At 57.7% G+C, this 24,849-nt stretch carries 21 protein-coding genes; 6 read left to right on the forward strand and 15 right to left on the reverse strand.

Going from position 1 to position 24,849, the window contains the following annotated elements; translation table 11 throughout:
• Positions 1 to 232 precede the first annotated feature (232 nt).
• The 9 genes from ACR0NW_RS09510 to ACR0NW_RS09550 form a co-directional block, all read right to left on the reverse strand.
• Positions 233 to 637: a cupin domain-containing protein gene (locus ACR0NW_RS09510; protein WP_170657526.1), complete on the reverse strand. Its 405-nt coding sequence runs from the start codon at positions 635 to 637 to the stop codon at positions 233 to 235.
• A gap of 3 nt (positions 638 to 640) precedes the next feature.
• On the reverse strand, positions 641 to 1,078 hold the full coding sequence (gene gloA, locus ACR0NW_RS09515; protein WP_480791521.1) for a lactoylglutathione lyase: 438 nt from the start codon (positions 1,076 to 1,078) through the stop codon (positions 641 to 643).
• Between the two features lie 15 nt (positions 1,079 to 1,093).
• Entirely contained in the window at positions 1,094 to 2,203 is a 1,110-nt protein-coding gene (locus ACR0NW_RS09520; protein WP_480791522.1) for an aromatic ring-hydroxylating oxygenase subunit alpha, read from the reverse strand.
• A 319-nt stretch (positions 2,204 to 2,522) separates the two neighbouring features.
• Positions 2,523 to 3,386: an NAD(P)H-dependent flavin oxidoreductase gene (locus tag ACR0NW_RS09525; RefSeq protein ID WP_480791523.1), complete on the reverse strand. Its 864-nt coding sequence runs from the start codon at positions 3,384 to 3,386 to the stop codon at positions 2,523 to 2,525.
• Between the two features lie 120 nt (positions 3,387 to 3,506).
• Positions 3,507 to 4,835 (reverse strand): type III glutamate--ammonia ligase, encoded by a 1,329-nt coding sequence (glnT, locus tag ACR0NW_RS09530; RefSeq protein WP_480791524.1) that lies wholly within the window; start codon positions 4,833 to 4,835, stop codon positions 3,507 to 3,509.
• Between the two features lie 84 nt (positions 4,836 to 4,919).
• Positions 4,920 to 6,248 (reverse strand): FMN-binding glutamate synthase family protein, encoded by a 1,329-nt coding sequence (locus tag ACR0NW_RS09535; protein WP_170657559.1) that lies wholly within the window; start codon positions 6,246 to 6,248, stop codon positions 4,920 to 4,922.
• Between the two features lie 20 nt (positions 6,249 to 6,268).
• On the reverse strand, positions 6,269 to 6,952 hold the full coding sequence (locus ACR0NW_RS09540; RefSeq protein WP_170657535.1) for a GltB/FmdC/FwdC-like GXGXG domain-containing protein: 684 nt from the start codon (positions 6,950 to 6,952) through the stop codon (positions 6,269 to 6,271).
• A 1-nt stretch (position 6,953) separates the two neighbouring features.
• Positions 6,954 to 7,850 carry a class II glutamine amidotransferase gene (locus ACR0NW_RS09545; RefSeq protein ID WP_480791525.1) on the reverse strand — a complete coding sequence of 299 codons (897 nt, stop codon included), beginning with the start codon at positions 7,848 to 7,850 and terminating at the stop codon, positions 6,954 to 6,956.
• A 197-nt stretch (positions 7,851 to 8,047) separates the two neighbouring features.
• On the reverse strand, positions 8,048 to 8,698 hold the full coding sequence (locus tag ACR0NW_RS09550) for a helix-turn-helix domain-containing protein (RefSeq protein WP_480791526.1): 651 nt from the start codon (positions 8,696 to 8,698) through the stop codon (positions 8,048 to 8,050).
• Between the two features lie 174 nt (positions 8,699 to 8,872).
• Between ACR0NW_RS09550 and ACR0NW_RS09555 the strand changes: the two genes are divergently transcribed.
• Positions 8,873 to 9,907: a GlxA family transcriptional regulator gene (locus ACR0NW_RS09555; protein WP_480791527.1), complete on the forward strand. Its 1,035-nt coding sequence runs from the start codon at positions 8,873 to 8,875 to the stop codon at positions 9,905 to 9,907.
• A 9-nt stretch (positions 9,908 to 9,916) separates the two neighbouring features.
• On the opposite strand, the gene ACR0NW_RS09560 is transcribed toward ACR0NW_RS09555, so the two are convergent.
• The 5 genes from ACR0NW_RS09560 to ACR0NW_RS09580 form a co-directional block, all read right to left on the reverse strand.
• A complete protein-coding gene (locus ACR0NW_RS09560) occupies positions 9,917 to 10,489 on the reverse strand; it encodes a sarcosine oxidase subunit gamma (RefSeq protein WP_480791528.1) in 573 nt (190 codons plus the stop codon).
• Positions 10,482 to 13,442, reverse strand: coding sequence for a sarcosine oxidase subunit alpha family protein (locus ACR0NW_RS09565; RefSeq protein ID WP_480791529.1), 2,961 nt, complete (start codon positions 13,440 to 13,442; stop codon positions 10,482 to 10,484). The genes ACR0NW_RS09560 and ACR0NW_RS09565 overlap by 8 nt, the downstream gene beginning before the upstream one ends.
• A complete protein-coding gene (locus tag ACR0NW_RS09570; RefSeq protein ID WP_170657547.1) occupies positions 13,439 to 13,726 on the reverse strand; it encodes a sarcosine oxidase subunit delta in 288 nt (95 codons plus the stop codon). Before ACR0NW_RS09570 ends, ACR0NW_RS09565 begins: the two co-directional genes overlap by 4 nt.
• Before the next feature lie 11 nt (positions 13,727 to 13,737).
• Positions 13,738 to 14,988 (reverse strand): sarcosine oxidase subunit beta family protein, encoded by a 1,251-nt coding sequence (locus ACR0NW_RS09575; RefSeq protein ID WP_480791530.1) that lies wholly within the window; start codon positions 14,986 to 14,988, stop codon positions 13,738 to 13,740.
• 226 nt (positions 14,989 to 15,214) lie between these two features.
• Complete coding sequence (locus ACR0NW_RS09580; protein ID WP_480791531.1) at positions 15,215 to 15,916, reverse strand: DnaA N-terminal domain-containing protein; 702 nt, start codon at positions 15,914 to 15,916, stop codon at positions 15,215 to 15,217.
• A gap of 446 nt (positions 15,917 to 16,362) precedes the next feature.
• Here ACR0NW_RS09580 and ACR0NW_RS09585 point away from each other — a divergent pair, with 446 nt between their 5' ends.
• Complete coding sequence (locus ACR0NW_RS09585; protein ID WP_480791532.1) at positions 16,363 to 17,670, forward strand: AAA family ATPase; 1,308 nt, start codon at positions 16,363 to 16,365, stop codon at positions 17,668 to 17,670.
• The gene (locus tag ACR0NW_RS09590) at positions 17,667 to 18,773 is read left to right on the forward strand and encodes a ParB/RepB/Spo0J family partition protein (RefSeq protein ID WP_480791533.1); all 1,107 of its coding nucleotides are present in this window, start codon (positions 17,667 to 17,669) and stop codon (positions 18,771 to 18,773) included. The genes ACR0NW_RS09585 and ACR0NW_RS09590 overlap by 4 nt, the downstream gene beginning before the upstream one ends.
• A gap of 66 nt (positions 18,774 to 18,839) precedes the next feature.
• On the opposite strand, the gene ACR0NW_RS09595 is transcribed toward ACR0NW_RS09590, so the two are convergent.
• Positions 18,840 to 19,895 carry a tyrosine-type recombinase/integrase gene (locus tag ACR0NW_RS09595; protein WP_480791534.1) on the reverse strand — a complete coding sequence of 352 codons (1,056 nt, stop codon included), beginning with the start codon at positions 19,893 to 19,895 and terminating at the stop codon, positions 18,840 to 18,842.
• Between the two features lie 364 nt (positions 19,896 to 20,259).
• Here ACR0NW_RS09595 and ACR0NW_RS09600 point away from each other — a divergent pair, with 364 nt between their 5' ends.
• Genes ACR0NW_RS09600 through ACR0NW_RS09610 form a run of 3 tightly spaced genes read left to right on the forward strand, consistent with a single transcriptional unit; the run spans position 20,260 to position 24,814 of the window.
• Positions 20,260 to 20,727 carry a MarR family winged helix-turn-helix transcriptional regulator gene (locus tag ACR0NW_RS09600; RefSeq protein WP_480791535.1) on the forward strand — a complete coding sequence of 156 codons (468 nt, stop codon included), beginning with the start codon at positions 20,260 to 20,262 and terminating at the stop codon, positions 20,725 to 20,727.
• Positions 20,724 to 21,761 carry an efflux RND transporter periplasmic adaptor subunit gene (locus ACR0NW_RS09605; protein WP_480791536.1) on the forward strand — a complete coding sequence of 346 codons (1,038 nt, stop codon included), beginning with the start codon at positions 20,724 to 20,726 and terminating at the stop codon, positions 21,759 to 21,761. Before ACR0NW_RS09600 ends, ACR0NW_RS09605 begins: the two co-directional genes overlap by 4 nt.
• 11 nt (positions 21,762 to 21,772) lie before the next feature.
• On the forward strand, positions 21,773 to 24,814 hold the full coding sequence (locus tag ACR0NW_RS09610; protein ID WP_480791537.1) for an efflux RND transporter permease subunit: 3,042 nt from the start codon (positions 21,773 to 21,775) through the stop codon (positions 24,812 to 24,814).
• Positions 24,815 to 24,849: the final 35 nt, after the last annotated feature.

Raw genomic sequence — 24,849 nt, forward strand, 5'->3', positions numbered from 1 at the left:
CGGCGGGAATTTTGGGGCGGTTGCGTTCAACCGCGTCCTGAAAGCTCTCGTAATAGATCTTGCTGTTTGCATTGTCCTTAGGCACTGGGCTTCCTCCTGTCAGCGCGCCGCCTTGTTTCAAGTTCCAGAAACGGCGGCTTGGAATAGGCGTTGTTTTCGCCGTGGGGGAAGGCAGGTGCCCCGAAAATTGGGAGAGCAATCAAGGCGCCCGCCTTCAGGCAGTGTCGGGCGTTCAGCCCGCCACAAAATCGTTGGGGTCGATGCCCGGCACTTCTGTAATGCCAGCCAGCTGTTTCCAGTTATGGGGATAGGCGGCGTAGAAGATCACGCAACGATCATCCGCTTCGTAAGAAATGTGGTTGTCTTTTGGGACAAACAGTACGTCTCCGCGATTGCAGATGTAGGATTCTCCATCGCAGACCAGCCGGAATGTCCCTTCCAGAACGTAGATGATTTCGTCACAGGTCAGGTCCCACGGAATCTTGATGTTCTTGAGAACGTTGATGCCACCGCACATCGTGTCACTGAACGCGCTGGTCACCATCGGTTTGATGTAGGTGTCGCCGTCGCCTTCGCCGATCTTGTTGTACCGGTCTTCGACAAGATCCCATTTCATAAGTCTTGGTGTATCGCCCATGGGTCAGGACCCTTCCTTGGCAAGATGTTTCAGGATGCTTTCGTTCAGCTCAATCTTGTAGCCATCCGGGTCCTCGCAGAATGCAATGACACGGGTGCCGTTTTTCATCGGTCCCGGCGGGCGGGTGATGTTCACGCCAGCAGCCGCCAGCTCCTCGCAGGCTTTGTAGACATCCGGGGTTTCGATGCAGATATGGCCCCAGCCGTTACCCTTGTCGTAAGGTTCTTCCTGATCCCAGTTTTCGGTCAGTTCCAACGTCGGAGATTCCGCCTCTGGGCCATAGCCGATGAAGGTATTGGTGAACTTGCCGTCGTGATAATCGGTGCGGCGCAGAACCTGCATCCCCAGAATCCCGCAGTAGAATTCCAGTGATTTCTCCATATCCGTTACCCGCATCATCGTGTGGGCAAGGCGGAAACCGCTGCTTAGATTGTCGGTCACGGTTTTCTCCTCAATTCAGTGTTGTTCCGTGGCGGTCACATCGCGCGCCACCATTTCCTGAAACGCGCGCACGCTGTCCTCCCACGCCGGGGACAGAACACCGCCCTCCTCCGAGATAATTGACGCCCGACCCAGCTGCAGGCGTTCCGTCATTTCGTGATCTTCCTTGTGCACGTCCCACCACAGCTTTTTCAGGCCTTCGACCTCATCCTGTGTCAGGGATTGGCCTTCGGTGGTATAAAGCGCCCGTTTCTGCATCATGGTGCCGGGACCGGTGGGGATGTTGAGATAGACCCCCAGCTGATCGGGAAAATAGCGCCCCAGAATGAAATTCGGATAAAGCGTCAGATAGCGTGAGCTGACGCCCAAGCTGCCGGAAGTCCCGATCTCTTCTTCCAGATCGACGGCACTGCCCATGCAGTTTCCATCAATGATCGTATAGTGATCCTCGAGCGGCTGATCGGTGGTCGAGGAGTGCACGAACTGCACGTGATACGGCTCGATGAAGTTCTCCATGATGAACTTCCAGTTGCAGGCGATTTCCCCGAAATCGAGCGTTCCGATGCAGTTCAGCTTGTCCCAGTCCATCCCCTCCAGATGGCCCTGAATGGTGGCAGAGTATTCGTCGAAATCCGGCGCGGTGCCGTCGAGGTTGACGAATATCCAGTCATTCCAGACATGGCTGCGCACCGGGACAAGACTGTTCTTTTTCTTGTCGAATCCATCGGCCTGGTGGTCATTCGCTCCACCGAAATGGGGTGCGGCCCGCAACTGGCCGTCCAGATCATAGGCCCAAGCGTGATACGGGCAGCGGATCAGCTTGCCTACGTTTTTGGGCGCATCCACCAGCGTCAGGCAGCGATGACGGCAAATGTTGTGAAACGCCTTGATCTCGCCCGCTGTGTTGCGGACCAGCAGCAAGGGATGCTCGGCCACGGTAACCGGTACGGCGTCACCTGCGGCTTTCAGCTCGTGCGCGAACCCGACGCAAACCCAGTTGCGCGTAAATACCGACGCGCATTCGGCGCGCCAGAATTCCGTATCCTTATAGGCTGCCGAGGGCAGACCACGTTTCGGGGTGGTTTCTTCGTAGAAAGACTCAAGCAACGAATGGACTGGCTTCATCGTTCAAGTTCCTGACATAGGGTTTCGAGATCGACATCGCAGCTGTACTGCCGGTGTTAAACCGTGATGCCTGTGCAGTAGTGAACTGCGAAAAACACACCGTGTCCATATATTTTTACGAATACATCACATTTTATTGTTGGTTACGCAAAATTTCACCGATTCATAACGGATTTAATGCTGTTTTCGTATTTTCTGGCGCAAACATCACCGAGGCCCCCGGAATTTCCGGTGGGCCTCTTCGAATCAAGCAGCACATGCCCGTCACAACTTCGAAAACCTGATCTGACAGCACTCAGGGTCAGGCAAATCAGGTGCGCTACGGAATCACCTTGCGCTGTGCATGAACCATCAGCCGCCCGGCCTTTTGGGTCATCACGTTGAGGATATCCTCTACCGGCGGCATGTCGCGGATCAGACCGATACCTTCACCCGCAGGAATCCCTTCGCAAGCGGCCCTCATAACGCGCCGGGTCATTGGTTCGGGCCAGTCGGCATCGGGTTCGACTATCTGGATCGTGTCGTTGCCAGACGCGTGCAAGACGGTTCTGGCCTGCTCTTCCTGCACCCTCCCTTCAAGGCTGGCCCAAAGCCGCGTGCCCATAACCACGCCATCAGCCCCCATGACGATACACGCGGCCATCCCTCTGGAATCGGTAACCCCACCGGCGGCCAGCAACAGGGTATCGTGCGCTTCTCGGTGCAGGAAATCTGCGACCTCCGGCAACAGCGCAAGAGTTGTTCTGAAACCCGAGTGTCCGGCAGCCGCACAGCCCTGCGCAACGAGCACATCGGCCCCTGCGTCAACGGCCAATGCCGCACCCTGCAAATCCTGCACCTGACAAATCAGTCGGACATTCGCCTGCGCTATCCGATGCGCAAAGGGGCGCGGATCACCGTGCGACAGGAAGATTGCGCGCGGATGACGGTCCAGGACCTGATCCAACACCTCAGGTGCCTGAGCCAGACGCCACGTCGTGAACCCGCAACCAACCGCTTCACTCCCGGTTGCGCGAAATTGCGCATCAATCCAATCCGCGTCGCAATCTCCACCTCCGATCAGACCCAATCCACCAGCCCGTGCCACAGCTGCGGCAAGGCGGCCATCCGCCAGCCCCGGCATGGGGGCCAATACGACCGGGCAGGTCAAACCGAACATCCGGGTCAATCGTGTATCGATCACGCTCCACCTCACTATTACCTGTTGATTGAAACACGCTCGCCGGAGCGCAACGAACACTCCGGCGACATTCAAGGTCTGGTTGCGGCACAAATTTTGCTGAATTCGCGCCGGGCAACCGGGTCAGATATCCAGCGTGTGTTCCTTTTCCCAACGCGAGAAATGGCTGACAAACGAGTTCCATTCCTGATGTTTCATCTTCAGGTATGCGGCCGAGAACTCGTTACCCATCGCCGCTTTCAACTCTTCGTCCTTGTCGTAGTCACGCAGAGCATCCAGCATATTCAGTGGCAGTTTCGGCGCGTCGGTCACGGTGTGGCCCTCGGCATACATGTCGATGTCATAACGCCGACCCGGATCGGCCTGCGAGCGGATTCCGGACAGGCCCGCCGCAATGATCACCGCCTGCAACAGATAGGGGTTGGTCGCACCATCGGCCAGCCGCAGCTCGAACCGACCCGGTCCGGGAACACGCACCATATGAGTGCGGTTGTTTCCAGTCCAGGTAACCGTATTGGGTGCCCAAGTCGCGCCTGACATGGTGCGCGGGGCATTGATCCGCTTATAGGAATTCACGGTCGGATTGGTGATCGCCGCCAGCGCACTGGCGTGTTTCATGATGCCGCCGAGGAAATGCTTCCCCTTCTCGCCCAGACCTACTTCGCCGGTCGGTCCGTCACCTTCACCGGCAAATACGTTTGTCTTCGCGTCCGCTCCCGGCGCATCCCAGACCGAGATATGGGCATGGCAGCCATTCCCCGTCAGCCCCTCGACCGGTTTGGGCATGAAAGTGGCGCGGAAGCCGTGCTTCTCAGCGACCGACTTGGTCATGAACTTGAAGAACGAGTGTTTGTCTGCCGTACGCAGAACGTCGTCAAACTCCCAGTTCATCTCGAACTGGCCATTGGCGTCCTCGTGATCGTTCTGGTACGGCCCCCAGCCCAGTTCCAGCATGTAATCGCAGATTTCACGCACCACGTCATAGCGGCGCATCACGGCCTGCTGGTCATAGCAAGGCTTTTCGGCCGTATCGAACGGATCGCTGATCTGTTCACCATCCGGGGTGAGCAGGAAAAACTCGGCCTCGATCCCGGTTTTAACATGCAGACCTTCCGAAGCCGCCTCGTCGATCAGGCGGCGCAGCACATTGCGCGGGGCTTGCGCCACGTCCTCGCCTTCCATCACGCAGTTCCCCGCGACCCAAGCGACCTCGGGCTTCCATGGAAGCTGGATGACCGAGGATGGGTCAGGCACAGCCAACATGTCGGGATGCGCTGGCGTCATGTCGAGGTAAGTTGCGAACCCGGCAAAGCCAGCGCCGTCTTCCTGCATATCTGCGATCGCCTGCGCGGGAACCAGTTTGGCCCGCTGCCCACCGAACAGATCGGTGAACGAGATCATGAAGTATTTGACGCCTTTTTCCTTGGCGAAAGCAGCCAGATCTGTTGTCATGGTCGGCTTTCCTTTCCCTGTTGATGTCAATTCATAGAAGAAAGGCGCCGCCCTTTCGGGCCGCGCCTCTTGATGTTGTGCAAATCAGAACCCGGCCTTGCCCGGGTACCAGTCTGTGCCCGCCAGCGGCACCCGCGCCATGGCGGCGGCCTCCATTGTCAGGGCGCACAGATCCTCTGGTTCCAGATTGTGGAGATGGTTGTGACCACAGGCCCGCGCGATGGTCTGCGCCTCAAGCGTCATCACCTTGAGGTAGTTGCGCAACCGGCGCCCAGCCTCGACCGGGTCAAGCCGCGCAGCCAGTTCGGGGTCTTGCGTGGTGATCCCTGCGGGGTCCTGCCCCTCGTGCCAGTCATCATAAGCACCGGTGGTCGAACCCAGCTTTTGATACTCGGCCTCCCATTTCGGGTCGTTGTCACCTAATGCCACCAGCGCTGCAGTACCGATGGCCACCGCATCCGCACCAAGCGCCATCGCCTTGGCCACATCCGCCCCGGTGCGGATACCGCCCGAGATCACCAGTTGCACCTCGCGATGCACACCCAGATCCTGCAGCGCCTGAACGGCGGGACGGATACATGACAGCGTCGGCAGGCCGACATGTTCAATGAACACGTCTTGCGTTGCGGCGGTTCCACCCTGCATCCCGTCCATGACCACCACATCGGCCCCGGCCTTCACCGCCAGCGCGGTGTCGTAATAAGGACGGGTCGCGCCGACCTTGACGTAAATCGGCACTTGCCAGTCGGTGATTTCACGCAGTTCCAGTATCTTGATCTCCAGATCGTCCGGCCCGGTCCAGTCGGGGTGACGACAGGCGGATCGCTGGTCGATGCCCTTGGGCAACGTCCGCATTTCCGCCACGCGGTCGCTGATCTTCTGCCCCAGCAACATGCCGCCGCCGCCGGGCTTTGCCCCCTGCCCCACAACCACCTCGATGGCATCCGCCTTGCGCAGGTCGTTGGGGTTCATGCCATAGCGGCTGGGCAAATACTGATAAACCAGCTTGCTGGAGTGCCCGCGTTCCTCGGGCGTCATACCACCATCGCCGGTGGTTGTCGAAGTACCTGCCGCGCTTGCGCCCCGGCCAAGCGCCTCTTTTGCAGGACCCGACAGCGCTCCAAAACTCATTCCGGCAATGGTGATCGGGATATCCAGCTGAATGGGGTTCTTGGCAAAACGCGTGCCCAATGTCACCGAGGTGTCGCACCGCTCGCGATAGCCCTCCAGCGGATACCGGGAAACGGACGCCCCCAGAAACAGCAGGTCGTCAAAATGCGGCACCCGGCGCTTGGCCCCGCCGCCGCGAATGTCGTAAATGCCGGTTGCCGCCGCGCGGCGAATTTCGGCATTGATTTCGTTGGTGAATGTCGCCGACTGGATCGGCAGGGTGCGGGGGATGGTGGTTTCCATATCTTTCATACCCTTTCTCCTCAGTAGGCAGCTGCGTTGTCGACGTCGAAATTGTACAGCTGGCGGGCCGAGCCGTAGCGCTTGAACTCTTCCGGTTTGGCATCCGCACCGGCGCGTTCCAGCAGGTCTTTCAAAATCTCAAGATGCTCGGGCCGCATCTCTTTCTCGATGCAATCCGCCCCCAGACTCTTGACAGAACCACGCACGAACAGGCGCGCTTCGTACAGTGAATCCCCCAGCGCGTCGCCTGCATCGCCGCAGACCACCAGATTGCCCGCCTGCGCCATAAAGGCGGACATGTGGCCGATATTGCCATGAACCACGATGTCGATTCCCTTCATCGAAATACCGCAGCGCGAACTGGCATTGCCCTTGATCACCAGCAGCCCGCCATGGCCAGTGGCACCGGCGTATTGGCTGGCGTCACCGTCAACCACAACAGTGCCCGACATCATGTTCTCGGCCACGCCCGGCCCAACCGAGCCCTGTACCCTAACCGTCGCCTGCTGGTTCATCCCGGCGCAGTAGTAGCCGGTCGAGCCCTTGACCGTGACCTCGATCGGCGCATCCAACCCCACCGCGATGGCATGGCTGCCCTTGGGATTAACAACTTCCCAGCTGGTCTGATTGGTTTCCCGGTTCTGCGCCTGCAATGTCGAATTAAGTCCGCGCAGGCCGTTTTCGGCAACATCATATGTCTGCATGTCAGTGGCTCCAGAAATAGACGGTTGCGGGCTCGGGTTCCCAGACTTTGGCATCTTCGATCCCCGGCAGATTCACCAACGCCCGATACTCGCTGCCAAAGGCGACGTACTGATCGGTTTCGGCCATGACCGCCGGTTTGCAGGCGATGGGGTCACGCACCACACCAAACCCGTCTTTTGTGCCGACGACAAAGGTGAAGAACCCGTCAAGATCATCAAGGCTGCTTTCCAGCGCCTCGCCCAAACTCGCACCTTCGCGCATTTTCCATGTCAGGTAAGCCGCACCGACTTCGGTGTCATTCATCGACTCGATCCGCACGCCCTCGCGCTTGAGCTTACGCCGCAATGCATTGTGATTGCTGAGCGAACCGTTGTGCACCAGGCATTGATCTCCGCCAGTTGAAAACGGGTGCGCACCTTCGGTCGTTACCGCCGATTCCGTGGCCATCCGGGTGTGGCCGATACCGTGACTGCCCTGCATCACCGACAGATCGAACCGTTCTGCCACGTCCTTTGGCAGGCCGACCTCCTTGTAGATTTCGATGACGTCGCCATCCGACATCACACGCAGATCGCTGCGCAGTTCGCGAATTGCTTGCCGGGCGATGCCGACCTTTGCGGCCTCGACTTCCACTACCGCATGGGTATCGTTGCGGCGCAGCGAGACCGGCGTGTCGATTGCCGCACTCAACTCATCTGCCAGAGTGGCAAAGTCCGCATCCGGCGTATCGGATTGAACAGTCAACTTCGCCTTCCCGTCGGCTTCGTGACCATAAATCGCAATACCCGCGCTGTCCGGTCCGCGATCCGTCATCGTGATCAGCATGTCCGTCAGCATCGCGCCAAGCTGCGGCTCCAGTGTCTTGTCCTTCAGAAATAGACCGACAATTCCACACATCAGTGAAGGTCTCCTGTTTTGATCCTGAACCCAAGGCTAGCACCGGGTCCACATCAGATCAACAATAGGAAATATTTTTTCACATCAGGAATATTCTTGGCGCTTTGAAGACCATCTCATTCAACTATCCACCGCGTCTGAGTGGAAACGCACATAAATCGGCCGACCATCCCGGGCGAATCATTCCGGAATTGGACTCAGTTCGCCTGCGGATAGGAAATGATTGACAGGTAGCGCGCCGGCAGCTTCAGCAGAACCTCGGGCCCATGTGGAGAATCCGCGTCAAAGAACAGGGTATCGCCGGGCTTCAGCGGATAGATCTTGTCGCCATGGCGGTAATCGACCTCGCCTTCCAGCATGTACAACATCTCGATCCCGTCATGCTGAAAGGTCGGGAAGGTATCCGAGGTTTCCGTCAATGTGATCAGATAAGGTTCAACCACAACGCCGCTTGCGTTTTGGCCAAGATGACCCAGCAAGTTGTACTGATGCCCGGCCCGTGTTCCTGCCCGCTGGGTTTCCACTCCCTGACCGGCTTTGGTATGAACAGCATTCCGCGTCTCTTCGAAACGGCGGAAAAAGGACGTGATCTGAGTACTTAACGCATTCGCAAGCAGTTGCAGGGTTGTCAGTGACGGTGATGTATAACCGTTTTCGATTTTTGACAGCATGCTGATGGACAAGCCGGTCAGTCCGGAAAGCTCGGCAATGGTGACACCTTGCTGCAATCGCAAGGCCCGAATTTCGCGCCCGATGGCGGTTTCCAGATTCTTTTCGCCACTGTCTCTGACTTTGTGCGGGTCTTGCGACAGCGTAATTTTCTCATCGGTTTTGTCGGTCCGCGCCATCGTTTTCCTCTTGATCGTCAAAGTCGTTTCCCCAACATCGCACACTGTTGCCCGTCTTGTGTAGATGCCCTGCCATGAAATTTTATTTCCCCTCAGGGATATTTGTGATAAGTTGTTCGATACCTGAACACCAACCGGCCCGGAAACGGCGCGACACTGCAAGCAGAGGCTGACATGCATCGGGTTTCGGCACCCCTGACAGACTTTGGCTTTGGTGGAAGGGACCGGATTTCCATCGGCATCCTGTTGCTTCCCAGCTTTCCGATGGCCTGCCTTTCATCCGTTATCGAACCGCTGCGCGCTGCCAACGAAATCGCAAGGAAGGACGTGTTCCACTGGAACATATTCTCCGAGACCGGAGGGCCGGTCTGTTCCAGCGCCAGAATTCCCATTCAGGCTGAAGGGGCCTTAAGTGGCATCGGCGATGTCGACCTTCTGTTTGTGTTGTCCGAACCGGATGGTCGGTTCTGCGATCCTGACTACTCAATCGGCAAGCTTCGGTATATGTCCCGGCACGGAACCAGGCTTTGCGCGGTCAGCGGAGGTGTTTTCCCGCTGGCGCGATCAGGCATTCTGGACGGGCAGACCTGTTCGGTACATTGGTGTTACCGAACGGCATTCGAGACCGAATTTCCGCAGATCGAAATCACAGACGACGTAATTGTCATGAACCGGCGCTGCTGCACCGCTGCGGGTGCCGCCGGTGCGTTTGATCTGTCCCTGCACATGATCGAAGACGCTCTGGGCGAGGCCATCATGACCGAAGTCGCCTGCTGGTTTCAGCACCCGGCGATCCGCAGCCCCGGCATCAGGCAAAAAACTCCGGCCTTTCAAACCGACGACACGGCCGATCACCTGCCCAACATGGTATCGCATGCCGTCACCCTGTTTTCTGAAAATCTGGAGTTTCCACTGACAACCCGCGAAGTGGCACAGCGTATTGGTGTATCCGCCCGACATCTGGAGCGGAGCTTCAAACAGGCGATCGGCCAGAGCCCCGGAGAGTATTACCGCCTGCTGCGCCTGCGTGCCGCGCGTCAACTGGTGATCTATACGCAGGATTCACTGACTTCCATTGCTCATGCAGTCGGGTACACAAACCCGACATCCATGTCCCGGAATTATCTTGAGCAATTCGGATCTTCGCCCCGACAGGACCGTCAGGAACGAAACCGGTTCCGGGTGACGCGCAATTCACCCGTTCATTAGATCGATGCTTCAAGACCTGCTGAGCATTTGTGCGATTTCAACCAGCGCATGATGCAGCGACCCCGCCGATGATCTTGGCCCCAATACAGAAAATTCACCCCCCGCATCCCTGCACCAGAGGTAGCAGCCGATATGGTGGATTGAGCAACGGGTTGCGCTTCCCGGCTGCATTTCCCGGATGTCGACATTGCACAACCGTTCGAACAGATCGAAAACCAAGTTCCCCGTAACATCGAACCGGCACCATCCGTCGGTTTGCTCAACAACCGAAGCGGTCTCGCCGAAGGTTTGCTTGATATTGGATGCCAGGCAGTCATGCGTTGCGTATGCTGCATCAACCATCCAGCTGTCCGGACCGATCCAGAACGCTGAAAAAGTGCTTCCGATTTCTGCGCGACCCGGTTGGGGCAATTCGAATCCGAACAGGTCGCCCGCCCGGGTTGTAAATTCGGCCTCATGGCCAAGTCGCTTGGACAGTGACGCCAAAGCCCTGTCCACAACTTCAGCAATGACAAGGTCGGGGAAGGTTGAAACCTTGGGCTCTGTGCTTCCCAGCGGGGTGATGGCTTTCAGACTATGCACGCAAACGCTCCCCTTCCGGATCTACAAAATGGGCACTGACAACTTCGACGTTGACGCTGGTCCCCTCCAGAGGGTTGACCAGCCGCAGCACCTCGCCCATGCGCCCCGCGCCGCTTTTCAGGTACCCCAGACCAATCGAAGATTGCAGAATCGGTGAATAGGCCGCCGACGTCACATAGCCTTGGTCATGATCTGCATCGACAGGGCCATCCCGTTTCATCAGATGACCACCCGCAGTAACGGGCTGGCTGGTATCCATTGGCCTCAGCCCCACCAGTCGCAATGCGTCATCCGTATTCAGGCCTTCACGTTCGCTCAGGGTATTGCCGATGCAATCCTTCTTCTTGCTGACCATCCGCCCAAGTCCAAGATTCAGCGCTGTTGTTGTGCCGTTCAGTTCATTGCCCGCCGCATGCCCCTTTTCAATGCGCATGACGCCAAGCGCTTCGGTCCCATATGGCACAACGCCAAATTCACTCCCCGCATCCATCAACGCCCGGATCATCGCATCCCCGTAACGTGTGGGAACCGCAATCTCGTAAGCCAGCTCACCGCTGAATGAAATTCGGAACAGTCGCGCCCGGCACCCGCCGCACACGGTGATTTCACTGCAGGCCATGAACGGGAATGCTTCGTTCGAGATATCGAATTCCGGATCGACGATCTTTTGCAGCAGCTTGCGTGAATTCGGCCCTGCGACGGCAAACTGCGCCCATGCTTCGGTTGTCGAGATCAGCTGTACATCCAGATCCGGCCAGAGGCATTGGCGTGCGAACTCCATTCGGCGATAGACCAGAACCGCATTGGCGGTGGTCGTTGTCACCACGAAATGGTCCTCGGAAAACCGCGCAGCCGTGCCATCGTCATAAGCGATGCCATCCTCGCGCAGCATCAGACCATAGCGAACTTTGCCCGCAGCCAGTTTGGCGAACCCGTTGGCATAAATCCGGTTCAGGAACTCTGCTGCATCAGCACCCTGCACGTCGATTTTGCCCAATGTAGTCACATCGCATACACCGACCGAGTTTCGGGTCTGCAGAACCTCGCGATCCACCGATTGCCGCCAATGGGTTTCACCCTTTTGCGGAAACCACTGCGCGCGCAGCCAGTCGCCGACCTCGGTAAACACCGCCCCCAGTTCGGTTGCCCATTTGTGGCTGGGTGTTTCGCGCACCGGGTGAAAGTGCTTGCCAACCGAACGGCCTGCAAGCGCCCCCATCGCGACCGGCGTATAAGGCGGACGGAAAATGGTGGTGCCGGTTTCGGGTATCGACTTACCCGTCATTTCGGCCATCACAGCCAGACCACCCATATTCGAGGTCTTGCCCTGATCCGTTGCCATGCCCAGCGTGGTGTAGCGTTTCAGATGTTCAACCGAAACATAGTTCTCCTGATGCGCCAGCTTCACATCCTTGACGGTGACGTCGTTCTGCTGATCGATCCAGGCCCGGCCTTTGCCTTCCTTCACATACCAGAAGGGTTGCAGGTTTACCGGAGCATCCTCCGCTTGCGGCACCTCGGCCGCGACGGCCTGAATTCCCAGATCGGACAACACGGTGCGCGCGCCGCTGGCTCCGGTTTCCAGCGCGGCATGTGTCGACATCGCACCAGCGGCAGCACCTGCAACCAACATGCCAACCGGCAAGGTTTCACCCGGAACAAATGCGGCGAGGTTTTCATCCCACTGTGGACGCCCGCGCTGATGGCAGGTCAGGTGCACGTTCGGGTTCCAACCACCCGACACCGCCAGTCCACCGCAAATGATATCACGGGTAAACCCCTGACTGGTGCGGATGGTCACAGATTCCAAGCCAAGGCGCCCCTTGCTGCCAATCACCTGAGCCCCGGCATACAGTTCAGTTCCGTCAATAGCCGGTGCATCGGCCCGCGTGTCGATCACGGCACTGACCTGAACCCCACGGGCCATCAGATCGGTTGCCGTACGATGCCCGTCGTCGTTGTTGGTAAAAATCGCCACACGCCCATGTGGGGTTACGGCCCAGCGGTTCACGTAGGCACGCACGGAACCGGCCAGCATCACGCCCGGCCGGTCGTTATTGGCAAACGCGATAGGACGTTCCGTGGCCCCCGCACAAAGCAATGCCCGTTTGGAATATATCCGCCAGAAGATTTGCCGTGGCTGATGTTCCACCGGTGCCGCCACATGATCCGCCACCCGTTCGACAGCACCGTAGATACCGTGATCGAACGCACCGACAACTGTTGTGCGCGGTAACAGGCGCACATTGTCCATCGTCGCAAGCTCGGCCACCGACTGAGCTGCCCAGTCAGACCCGGCCGATCCACCTACTTCGATCATTTCGGCATTGAGGCGACCGCCAAGTACAAAGTCCTCGTCCGCCAGGATAACACGCGCACCGCTTCGCCCTGCGGTCAGGGCTGCTGACAACCCGGCGGGCCCTGCTCCGATCACCAACAGATCGCAATGCAGGAATCCCTTGTCATAAACATCCGGATCGTCCTGACCGGAAACGCTGCCCAGTCCAGCCGCACGGCGGATCATCGGCTCGTATAGCTTTTCCCAGAACGCCTTGGGCCACATGAACGTCTTGTAATAGAACCCGGCAGTCAGAAAGTTACTGAACAGATCGTTCACGGACAAAACGTCATGCCGCAAGGACGGCCACCGATTCTGCGACCGCGCCTCAAGCCCGTCGTAAAGTTCGGCCACGGTAGCACGGGTGTTGGGCTCCTGCCGCCCACCTGTCCGAAGTTCCACAAGTGCGTTTGGCTCCTCAGACCCCGAGGTCAAGGGCCCGCGGGGGCGGTGATACTTGAACGAGCGCCCCATCAGCCGCACGCCATTGGCCAGAAGAGCCGAGGCAAGCGTGTCACCGGGATGTCCCTGATACTGCTTGCCATCAAAGGTGAACTTCAGGCTCTGCCCCCGATCCACCAGACCACCGTTTAGTCGATTAATCTGTCCGCTCATCTGCCGCGCCCCCGTGCCCGGGCCACATCGCGGGCCAATTCGACCTCGGTGATTTCATGGGTCAGGGTATTGCGCGTCACCACCAGCCAGGACCGGTCGCCCTGCTCGTGATACCAAAGCTCCTGATGTTCGCCCGCGGGATTGTCGCGCAGGTAAAGATAATCGTGAAAAGCCTCAGCAGCATTCTCGACCTGCCAGTCGGGGCGGTCGATCAGGGTCGCGTCACCCAGATAAACGAATTCCTGCGCATCACGCGGACCAAGAAGGGGGTGGTTAATGATCATGCTGGCCTCCTTCAGTGCAGGTTGGGCTGTGCGCCCTGCCCTTTTTCGTCGATGATGTGACCGCTGCGGAACCGATCCAACCGATAGGCTGTCGCGGTTTCATGCGGACGGTCGGTGGATAGAAGATGGGCGAAACACCAGCCCGAGGCAGGCGTGGCCTTGAAACCGCCATAACACCAGCCTCCATTGAAATAGAGGCCATCGATGTGGGTCCTATCGATGAAGGGTGAGCCATCCATCGACATATCCATGATGCCCCCCCAAGCCCGCAGCAACCGCACCCGGCCAAGCGCAGGGATTAGTGCCATACCGCTTTCGACCACATCCTCGATCACCGGCAGGTTCCCCCGCTGGGCATAGGTGTTGTACATGTCGATATCACCGCCAAAGACCAGCCCGCCCTTGTCGGACTGACTGCAATAGAAATGACCCGCCCCAAATGTGATGACACCGGGGATCACCGGCTTGAGGCCTTCGGACACAAACGCCTGCAACACGTGGCTTTCGATCGGCAGACGCATGCCCGCCTTTTCCATCACCCGACTGGACGACCCGGCGACCGCGACACCGACCTTCTTTGCGCCGATGTAGCCCCGCGTCGTCTCGACACCCTGAACCTTGCCACCCTCGATGCGAAACCCGGTAACCTCGCAATTCTGGATGATGTCCACACCGCGCCGATCCGCGCCACGCGCGTAACCCCAGGCCACAGCATCGTGGCGCACCGTTCCACCGCGCCTATGCAGCAACCCGCCCTTGATCGGAAAGCGCGCGTTTTTGAAGTTGAGAAACGGGTACATTGCCCGCACCCCGGCGGCATCCAGCAGTTCCGCATCCGACCCGTTCAGGATCATCGCATTGCCCCGTCGCCGCGCCGCGTCGCGCTGCGCATCCGTATGCACGAGGTTCAGAATGCCCCGCTGGCTGACCATGGCATTGAAGTTGAAATCCTGCTCCAGCCCTTCCCACAGTTTCAGCGAAAACTCGTAGAACGGTTCGTTGCCGTCCAGCAGATAATTCGACCGGATGATGGTCGTGTTCCGCCCGACATTGCCACCCCCGATCCAGCCCTTTTCCAGAACGGCAATCCGGGCCTCGCCGAATTCCTTGGCCAGATAGTATGCGGTGGCCAGACCATGCCCCCCGCCCCCGACGATGACAAAGTCGTATTCACCTTGCGGCTCGGGGTCGCGCCAGGCGGGCTTCCAGCCCTTGTGCCCGGTCAGAGCCTCTTTGATGACCCGGAATCCAGAAAAATGCATGATTCACTCACTTCAGTTCGCAACCAGACTGCGTGAGTTTCATTCGATCCTTTTAGCAAAATTGCGGTGTCGAGCTGAGATTCTGCGACACCCAACACCGGGAACTGCACAACAAATGACATGGCAGAGTTCAGGCGTGAATTGACGTTAGCGGAACATCTTTGAAATTACGATGATTGCCAAACCAACGAGAATGCGATCAAGTGCGTAACTCCCACCGGGGTTGTTACACCTCGCTGGCAACACCAACGTGAACGGTTCTGACTTCGGGGTCCACGCGGCAATAGGCAGCCAATAAGTGACCGGACCACTTCTGGGCAATGTAGTCCGCCATGAAACGCGAGGGTGCAATCAGCGTGACCACCCCCCCTGCCCTTTCGGATTCGGTCAGGTGCTGGAACCAGCTGCTCCACAATTCCGGATCGCGTCTGTGAAGAATTGATTGCACCTCTACCCAGACATCCTTGTCGGCTCCATCCGGCTGCGACGGCTTGACCTTGAACTGAATGACATTGGTTTCGGTCTCTGGCTCGTCAGTCATCCGCGTCTGGAAGTCGGTTCCGATCAAGGGCCATACCTCGGTGGTATCGATCATGAGCTGCTTGAGGTCCAGCTCATAAACAGCAACCCGCCCGCGGGCTGCAGGGCGCTTTACATCGATCCACCCCATGGCTTTGAGTTTTGCCAATTCGCGTTTCACTGTCCGCTCGTTCACGGACCAGAGACGCGCGATTTGTTTTCGCCCAATCGACAACTCATTGCTGCGCCAGTTATATCGCGTCGTGATAAGAGCCATGATGCGAAGGATAAGGCGCTGTCGGTGCTTATCCCCTGACAACGCGTGTACGGCCAGAGCAGATAGAATATCGTACTTGAGCGCCGACGCATTTCGCCCGACCGGTTTTGCAACCTGTATCCCTGTTCTCACCGCTTCGCCTGCCTTATTCAGCCTTGGACTGCCAATGTTGCGTGGTTTGCCAACGCTTTTCATCGAGTTTCCACAATTAGCGTCCAAACCAACGATTCTGTCAAGCGGAGTCTGATTTTAGGTTGATCCAAGCAAATTCAAATCAAAAGAAAAATGGTGAATATTGGTGATGGGGGACATCCAGTACGACCCCCTAAATGCGTCTTTTGTCCCCCTATATGGGGCGGGTGAGTATCTTGCGTCCCCCTAAATCTGGGGCGCGGCACAATGAACTGGTCGATCCCCTACGCGCGGGCAGGCCGAATCGCCCCACTGCCCCAAGGCCCTTGTTTTCTTACCCGTGGGTAAGAACGTACTCACATCATATTTTCTTTTGCATAAAACGCAAATCAAGCGTAAATAGACAAAACATAAAAAATAGCGTCCTAAATTATGAGACTTGAGGCATGTACACGCACGAAGACCTGAACGCATTACGCAATCAGTCCCTTAAACTGCAGGGTTGGATTCGCCAGCAGACCTTCAGCCCCGAGATGGAGAAGACCCTCCGCCGGTTTTCAAGCTGGGAGGTGTCCGAGCTGATCTTTCGCATCAACCAGTCGACATTTCGCGGCAAGCTGGCAGCGGACCCTTCCTTGCCTAGCGGCGAAGTTGAGCCAGACGGACGTCAGCGCTGGTTCAGTCTGGAAGAGGTGAATGAACTGCGCCGGCGATTGAAGATTAATCGCAAGTCCCTGATGCCGCCCCGTCCTGCAGGCAAGCGCGCCATTCGGGCGGCGGTCGCCAACTTTAAGGGCGGCGCGGGGAAGTCCACCGTTGCACTGCACCTTGCGCACGCGGCAGCGTTGGATGGTTATCGAGTGCTGGTGGTGGATTTCGACCCGCAGGCCACGCTTAGCCATTCCATGGGTCTGACGGATGTGGCCGAGGACTTTACGGTCTGGGGCATCATGGCCCGCGATCTGATCCGTGAGACCGAGCGGATGAACAACCGACCCGCAGCGGCCGAATCCGGTACCGCCCTGCCCCGCCGCGAGTTGCCACCCGCGATCACCGACATGGGTCTGGGGGATTTGCGCATTGGTGACTTCATCAAGCAAACATCGTGGTCGGCCATCGACGCCATCCCCTCCTGCGCCAATGCCGCCTTTGTCGAGTTTGCATCGGCTCAGTACAGGCACCTAAATCCGGAGTGGTCGTTCTTTGCGGCCGTATCGCGCTATCTTGATCAGATCCCGGATGATTCCTATGACCTGATCCTTTTCGACTGCCCGCCGGCGATTGGCTATCAATCCATGAACGCGGTGTTTGCGGCCGACATGCTTTATGTTCCCTCAGGGCCGGGCTATTGGGAGTATGACTCGACCACATCCTTTATCGGGCAACTTGCCGAGGCTCTGGAGGATCTCGCCTACGGGTTCGACAAGACCTTACCCACGGGTAAGATCGGTCTGCCCAAGACGTTTTGCGAGCTGCGATTTCTGCTGACCCGGTATGAACCCGGAAACGCTCTGCATCTGGCAATGTTTGATGCGTTCAAGAAGGTGTTCGGCGAACACGTCGCAGAGCACCCGGTGGAGATGACGCGCGCAGTGGAACAATCCGGCCGCTTTCTCAGTTCAGTTTATGAGATGGATTATCGCGAGATGACGCGGGAAACCTGGCGTCGGGCGCGTTCGACCTTTGACAGTGTATATGATGAATTCCGGGGCGTGATGCTTTCGGCCTGGGACAAGCTGGAGGATGACACATGAGCCGGAAACGCAGAATGTTTGATATCGACATGCCGGCCATGGAGGACATTCCGGTTGGCAAAGTACCGGACAAGGTGCTTGAAAAACGCCGCGGCCCGATGGCGACCGCGATTTCTGAAAATGCTGATGCCCTGCGCGATCAGCAGACGACCGAAGATTCCATCCGGGCAGAGAATGATCGCCTTGCACATGAACTGGTTCGGTTACGCTCCGAGGGGCTGGTGACCGAACACGTTGCCCTTTCGGATGTGGTTACGGAAAAACTGACCCGCGACCGTAAACCGGGACCGGACCCCGAGCTGGAGGAGCTGAAGGAATCGATCCGGGAAGTAGGTTTGTCCAACCCGATCCGCCTTGAACGCCGGTCCGACGGGCGGTTCGATCTGATCCAGGGGATGCGCCGTTTGTCCGCCTATCGAGCGCTGCTCGAAGAAACGGGCGACGATCTTTATGCCCGCATCCCGTCCGGTATTTCCGATGCGGCCGATCTGAACGACAGCTATCGGCGCATGGTGGACGAGAACCTGATCCGCAAGGATATCTCATTTGCCGAGATGGGTTCTTTGGCTCGGGCCTTTGCCGAAGATCCGGCGAATGACTGTACTGATGTCGACAAGGCAGTTGCGATCCTGTTCAAATCCGCCACCTACACCAAGCGGAGCTACATCCGTTCTTTTGCCAGCTTGCTGATGATGCTGGACAAGGTGTTGATGTATCCTAACGAAATCCCGCGCAATGTGGGTGTGGAGCTAAAACGCAAGTTGGATGCGGATCCCGGATTGATCCGTCAGGTCAGCACCGCAGTGATGGGCGAGCCGGATCGGGACGGCGCGCGCGAGGTGGCAATCCTTCGAGCGTTTGTGACACCTGATGGCGGTGCGCCGAAGAAAGCCGCCACACAGGGAAGCAGTAAACCCCGACGGGCCAAGACAACTTTTCAGGTATCGGGCCGGGCAGGGGTCGCAAAATGCTCGGCCTCGAGCGGGCGGATTGAGTTGCGCTATGACATGGATTTTACTCTGGTCGACCGCGCCAAACTGGAGCAGGCGATTGCAACCCTGATCGACGATTTGCAAGAGGATGACGATCTTACCCGTGGGTAAGACCCAATGTGAATTCGTGCTGAAAGAGGCGCCGGGTCTGAGGCCCGGCGCATTTTATTTGGAGGGTCACTCCAACAGATCGGTCGCCGGATTTTCAGCGATGTCCACATCGTCATAGTATTTCTGGGCCTGAGCCATGGAGCGATGCAGAGACAGGCGCATTGCGGCCTGGATGGGGGCGCCCTCCAGCGCCGCCTGGGTCAGAAAGCCCGAGCGCAGCCCATGGGGCGAGGCGAAATCTTCTGGCAGTCCTGCCAGTTTCAGCCGATGTTTGACAATCTGATAAATCGCGTCCGGTGACAGGCGGCGTTTCAATACCCGGTCGGCCTTGGAAACCGGGCGGAAGAGGGGGCCATCCGTAATGTCGCCAACCTCGATCCAATGCACCAGCGCCTGCGCGGCGCGACCCTTTAGAACCAATCGCGGGGTCTCACCTTTTTGGGTGGTCTTGGTCTCGAGCAGAGAAATCCAGACAATGCTGCGCTTCTCAAACTCTTTCAGCGATACGTCTTCCCGCATCAGCCCAGTCAGCTCTGACCGTCGCCGACCGCCCGAGGCCCAGCCCAACATCAGGATCGCCCGATCGCGACAATCGCGGCGGGTGCCGTGGCAGGTTTCCAGCAGCTGTTCCAGCACATCGCGGGTGATGGGGTGTTGCGACTTCGGGGCAGGGGGGCGGGCAGCGGCACGGCGCGCCTTAGAGCGGGCCTGTTTGACCTGAGGCGTGCCAAAGGGGCCGGTCAGGTTTTTCATCCGGTGGAACGCCAGCCAGGAGGCGATGCGCCGGTCCAGCGTCGATGGGGCAGGGCAGGCGAGGGATTTGCGCAGCCCTTGCGCGATCAGAGCTTCGGCGGTTTCGCGCGCGCGGTCTTCCGAGACCGCGTCACTCAGGTCGCGGGCGTGATCCAGGATGAAGGAAAGAGCAGTTTCTTCGGTCTCGGGCCAAGCCAGCGCAGCATCGAAGCGCGCCGCCTTCCATGCAGTTATATAGATCAGGTCACGTTCATAAGCCCGCAACGTGTTGGCGGGCGTGCCACGCACATAAAGATCAGTGAGCGCCTCTTGATCTGCCTGAGACAGGGCAAGGGAGGCCGTGGGGAGATAGGAGGCAGGAAGCGTCATGGCCTGCATCATGGGGGATATTTCCGGTCAAATCAATCATAAGTGATAAGCGGTACTTATCGAATGTAAATATGATTTTAGGGCGTCACGAAAGTAACGAGCAAAAGTGTCAATTTTTGCGCGTTAAGGGGGCAGGGGGTTGCTAAAAGAGAATATTGAGGAGGGCAGGGCATTGTAGCAAACGGTTCTGTTGCAGGTTCTGTTGCAATCTTTTGGGACCGAAGAACGGATGTGTCGCAAACTCTGAAGCCGCCCGTTCACGCGCTAACCCAATCGAGATTCTCTTATGTAGTGCGTCTCGTTTGCATCTTGAATGTTTCATTTATTGAAGTATATCACCACGAATTCTATTGAGGGCGATAAAATGGCTGAACAGAATGAGCGCTCACTTGGTGGATACAGTCCCGAAATTCAGGCGATGATGGGTGTGTATGCACTCTACTGGAAACTGGAAGAGAGCATTGATGCGATCCAGACCGACCTGAGCCATCAGGAATGCCATATGGTGATCAAATTGGAACAGCCAAAACGCATGGGTGTCTTGGCTTGCGACATGCTCACGTTGCCTTCAACGATCACCGCTACAGCAGATGCACTTGAAAACGCCGGGTATCTGGTTCGCCAGCGTGATCCAAGTGATCGTCGCGCCTGGTTATTAGTGTTGACGGAACAGGGTGAAGACGTTCGAAGGCAAATCGTAAACGAAGCTGGCGAATTGTTCCGCAGTGTTTCGGGACTGAATGATGAAGAAACCGCCGAGTTCGCCAGGCTGGCCGTCAAAATCCGAGATAACGTCCTGGAAACAGGCATACCTGAAGGTTTGAAAAAATGAAGCTCCCGTCGATTCTGGGCCTTGGCCTGATCCTGCTGGCGACCTCGCTCACGGCGCAGGAAGCTCCGAAACCGGTGAAATTGCTATTGGTGAGTGAAACGTCGCCCGGATTCTCGCGCCAGTTCTTTGGCCGCGTCGCCGCACGTCAAACGGTTGATCTGGCCTTTCAGGTCGCGGGGCAGATCATTGAAATGCCTGTGACCGAAGGATTGGTTATCCCCAGGGGCGAACTAATTGCAAAACTCGATCAGGAGCCGTTCGAACTGCAACTCAGTCGCGCACGACTTCAGAAAGATCAGGCGGACCGCACCGTCGCCCGTCTTGCCAGATTGAAGGGGACGACGGTCAGTCAGGTGGCACTGGATGATGCGGATACCAATGCCCAACTGGCGGCGATCGCGGTGCGCGACGCCGAATATGCCCTGGAACACGCGACGCTGACTGCCCCGTTCGATGCGCTCGTGTCCAGCCGCACGGTCGAGGCGTTCACGACCGTATCGGCGGGATCGCCCATCGTACGCATCCACGACATGTCGGAACTGCGGATCGAGGTCGACGTGCCTGAAATCCTGTTCCAGCGCACCGGCGAACAGGAAGACGTTACAATTACGGCCAAATTCCCTGCCAGTGATCAGGTGTTCCCGTTGCAGGTCCGGGAATTTGACGCGGAAACGTCGAGCGTGGGACAAACATTCCGGATCAATTTCGGCCTGACACCGCCCGAGGGAATGCAAATTCTTCCCGGATCGTCCGTCACGGTGAATGTGCAGGTTCAGGATCATCAAAGCGGTATCATCGTTCCTGCGACGGCCATTGTCGCCGATGCCGAAGGCAATCTCGGTGTCATGATGTTTTCTCCGGTCGGAGCGGATGAAGGTACGGTCCGCCTGGTTCCTGTGGAAATTGAACCGACACAAACGGGGGGCGTGCGTGTATTGTCCGGCCTGTCCGACGGGGATGAAATTGTGGTCGCCGGCGGTAGCGCCCTGAGTGACGGGCAGGCGGTGCGCCGCTTTGCCGGGTTTGCAAACTGAAGGGCAGACTGATGAACATCGCGCGCGCATCAATCGACAGGCCGCTTTATACGTGGCTCATCATCCTCGTGGCGCTCTTTGGCGGCATCTGGGGTTTCTTCTCGCTTGGACGGTTGGAAGATCCCGCCTTTACGATCAAGCAGGCCGTCATTGTAACCACTTATCCTGGCGCAACAGCCGAGCAAGTGGCGCTGGAGGTTTCCGAACCCCTCGAATCCGCCATTCAGCAAATGGGCGAGGTGGACATCATCACCTCGGTCAACCGTCCCGAACAATCCCTGATTGAGGTTGAGATCAAGTCGACTTACGACGGAAGCGAGTTGCCGGACATCTGGACGCAACTGCGCGCCAAGGTAAGGGACGCTGCGCGCGGCTTGCCGCAGGGGGTAGATCAGCCCTACGTGAATGACGGATTTGGCGATGTGTTCGGTTTGTTCTACGCCGTGACCGCACAGGGGTTTTCGGACGCTGAAAAACACGAATTGGCCACCTTCCTGCGGCGGGAATTGCTGACGGTGGATGGTGTTGCCGACGTCGAAGTTCAGGGACTGCCCGAGGAAGCGATTTTTATCGAACCTGACCTGGCGATCTCGGTGAACCAGAACGTTCCGTTGCAGGCGATCAACAGCGCAATTGCAAATGCGAATTCGGTCAACGATTCAGGCTCACTTCGATCCGACAACAGCCTGACTACGCTGCTGACTGCCGAAGGGTCGGACAGCGTGTCCGCGATTGCGGGTCTGTCCGTCGGCTCTCAGGGCCATGTTATCAACCTGTTCGACATGTCGGATGTCTATCGCGGTCGCCAGAACGACCCCGACCTGATGATCCGCTTTGACGGGACCGAAGCCTTTACACTTGGTATCGCCGGGCTATCGACAGAAAACATTGTTGAGGTCGGCAAACGTGTGGATGCCAAGATGGCCGAGCTGGATTCGGATATTCCTTTTGGTGTCGAAATCCTGCCGATCTATCAGCAGCATGTCGTGGTCGAACAAGCCTCGAACGACTTTCTTGTGAACCTGGCAATGTCGGTTGCGATCGTTGTTGCAGTGCTAGGTATCTTCATGGGGTGGCGCGCGGCGATTGTTGTGGGCAGTACGCTCCTGCTGACTGTCGTGGGCACCCTTCTGTTCATGTCACTGTTTTCCATCGAGATGGAGCGGATTTCGCTTGGGGCACTCATCATCGCGATGGGGATGCTGGTCGACAACGCCATTGTTGTTGCTGAAGGTATGCAGATCGCCATGCTGCGCGGAAAGAACTCGCGCGATGCAGCGGATGACGCGGCATCGAAAACTCAGATTCCCCTTCTGGGCGCTACCATCATCGGGATCATGGCCTTTGCCGGTATCGGCCTGAGCCCCGACGCGACCGGTGAATTCCTGTTCTCGCTCTTTGCGGTGATCGCTATCTCGTTGCTGCTGAGCTGGCTTTTGGCCCTGACCGTTACCCCGATGTTGGGTCACTACTTCTTCAAGCAGGGCAAGGAAGGTGAGGTTGATGCATATGGTGGCTGGCTGTTTCGAGCCTATGGCGCGACCCTGAAGATGGCACTCAAGCTTCGTTGGCTGGTCATCGTGGGGTTGGTTGCAGTTACAGCTGCCTGTTTCGCGGGGTTTGGGCTGATGAAGCAGCAGTTCTTCCCAAACTCCAACACGCCTCTCTTTTTCGTGCATTACAAATTGCCTCAGGGCACTCCGATTGCACGGACGTCCCAGGACCTGGCACAGATCGAAGACTGGCTGAGCGAGCGGGACGATGTGGTTTCTGTCACGACCTTCGTCGGGCAGGGGGCAACGCGGTTCATGCTGACCTACGCTGCCGAGAAACCCAATCCCAGCTATGGGCACATGATCATTCGTACGGAAACGCTGGACGACATTCCGCAGCTTCAGGCCGAGCTTGAAGCCTATGGAACGGCTCTGTTCCCCGAAGGAGAGTTTCGGACCAAGCGTCTGATCTTTGGCCCGGGCGGCGGTGACCCGATCCAGGCCCGGTTTTCTGGCAGCGATCCCGTGGTTCTTCGCCAGCTGGCCGAGGAAGCCAAAAAGCGCATGGTTGAAGCATCCGGGAATGTCATCGGGGTTCGGCACGACTGGCGGGAAAAGGAACTGGCGCTGCAGCCGATTTACGCGACCGAACGGGCGCAAACCGCAGGCGTGACACGTGAAGACATCGCGGCTACGCTTCTGTTCTCGACGGATGGCGTCACCGGAGGTGCGTTCCGTGAACGAGACCGTCTGATCCCGATCATCCTGCGCAGGCCGGTTGATGGTGACTACTCAGTTGTGGATCAGGTCGTCTATTCGGCGCAGGCTGAAAAGTGGGTGCCAATCGAACAAATGGTCGATGGATTCGAGTACAAATCGCAAAACACACTTGTACATCGCCGCAATCGCGTCCTCACGATCACCGTCGGCGCCGACATCCCCTCGGACATGACCGCTGCGCAAGTGCACGGTGAAGTGCGCGATGCGATCGAGGGGATGGAGATTCCCCCGGGATACAAAATGGAATGGGGTGGTGAATTTGAAGATTCGCGCGACGCTCAGGAAAGTCTGGGCAAGCAACTGCCGCTAAGCCTGCTGATCATGGTGATGATTTCGGTGCTTCTGTTCAACGCAATCCGCCAGCCGATCATCATCTGGCTGCTGGTGCCTATGTCTGTGAACGGAGTGGTAATCGGATTGCTGGGCACCGGATTGCCATTCACATTCACCGCGCTGTTGGGGTTGCTCAGCTTGTCGGGAATGCTGATCAAGAACGGTATTGTGCTGGTCGAGGAAATCGATCTGGTCCGTGCCAGTGGAAAACCGCTGCGTGATTCCATCGTCGAAGCATCCGTCTCGCGTTTGCGCCCCGTTATGCTGGCGGCAATCACGACGATTTTGGGCATGGCGCCATTGCTGACGGACGCATTCTTTGTCTCGATGGCCGTAACGATCATGGCTGGTCTGGCCTTCGCCACGATCCTGACAATGGTTGCCGCACCTGTCTTTTATCTGGTTTTTTTCTCACGGGATGAACGGCAGGAGGTGACAGCGCCCTGAGTATTTAAAGGTCAGGGCCGGATTGGCAGGTTGTT

This window comes from Ruegeria sp. CF5, assembly GCF_056537325.1.

Bases quoted from the DNA above. Each gene is read 5' to 3' on its own strand.
- ACR0NW_RS09555 (WP_480791527.1), top strand. From the start codon at position 8,873: ATGCATCGGGTTTCGGCACCCCTGACAGACTTTGGCTTTGGTGGAAGG.
- ACR0NW_RS09535 (WP_170657559.1), bottom strand. From the start codon at position 6,248: ATGGAAACCACCATCCCCCGCACCCTGCCGATCCAGTCGGCGACATTC.
- ACR0NW_RS09605 (WP_480791536.1), top strand. From the start codon at position 20,724: ATGAAGCTCCCGTCGATTCTGGGCCTTGGCCTGATCCTGCTGGCGACC.
- ACR0NW_RS09610 (WP_480791537.1), top strand. From the start codon at position 21,773: ATGAACATCGCGCGCGCATCAATCGACAGGCCGCTTTATACGTGGCTC.
- ACR0NW_RS09575 (WP_480791530.1), bottom strand. From the start codon at position 14,988: ATGCATTTTTCTGGATTCCGGGTCATCAAAGAGGCTCTGACCGGGCAC.
- ACR0NW_RS09590 (WP_480791533.1), top strand. From the start codon at position 17,667: ATGAGCCGGAAACGCAGAATGTTTGATATCGACATGCCGGCCATGGAG.
- ACR0NW_RS09570 (WP_170657547.1), bottom strand. From the start codon at position 13,726: ATGATCATTAACCACCCCCTTCTTGGTCCGCGTGATGCGCAGGAATTC.
- ACR0NW_RS09520 (WP_480791522.1), bottom strand. From the start codon at position 2,203: ATGAAGCCAGTCCATTCGTTGCTTGAGTCTTTCTACGAAGAAACCACC.
- ACR0NW_RS09585 (WP_480791532.1), top strand. From the start codon at position 16,363: ATGTACACGCACGAAGACCTGAACGCATTACGCAATCAGTCCCTTAAA.
- ACR0NW_RS09545 (WP_480791525.1), bottom strand. From the start codon at position 7,850: ATGTGTGGAATTGTCGGTCTATTTCTGAAGGACAAGACACTGGAGCCG.
- glnT (WP_480791524.1), bottom strand. From the start codon at position 4,835: ATGACAACAGATCTGGCTGCTTTCGCCAAGGAAAAAGGCGTCAAATAC.
- ACR0NW_RS09550 (WP_480791526.1), bottom strand. From the start codon at position 8,698: ATGGCGCGGACCGACAAAACCGATGAGAAAATTACGCTGTCGCAAGAC.
- ACR0NW_RS09565 (WP_480791529.1), bottom strand. From the start codon at position 13,442: ATGAGCGGACAGATTAATCGACTAAACGGTGGTCTGGTGGATCGGGGG.
- ACR0NW_RS09600 (WP_480791535.1), top strand. From the start codon at position 20,260: ATGGCTGAACAGAATGAGCGCTCACTTGGTGGATACAGTCCCGAAATT.
- ACR0NW_RS09540 (WP_170657535.1), bottom strand. From the start codon at position 6,952: ATGCAGACATATGATGTTGCCGAAAACGGCCTGCGCGGACTTAATTCG.
- ACR0NW_RS09595 (WP_480791534.1), bottom strand. From the start codon at position 19,895: ATGACGCTTCCTGCCTCCTATCTCCCCACGGCCTCCCTTGCCCTGTCT.
- ACR0NW_RS09510 (WP_170657526.1), bottom strand. From the start codon at position 637: ATGGGCGATACACCAAGACTTATGAAATGGGATCTTGTCGAAGACCGG.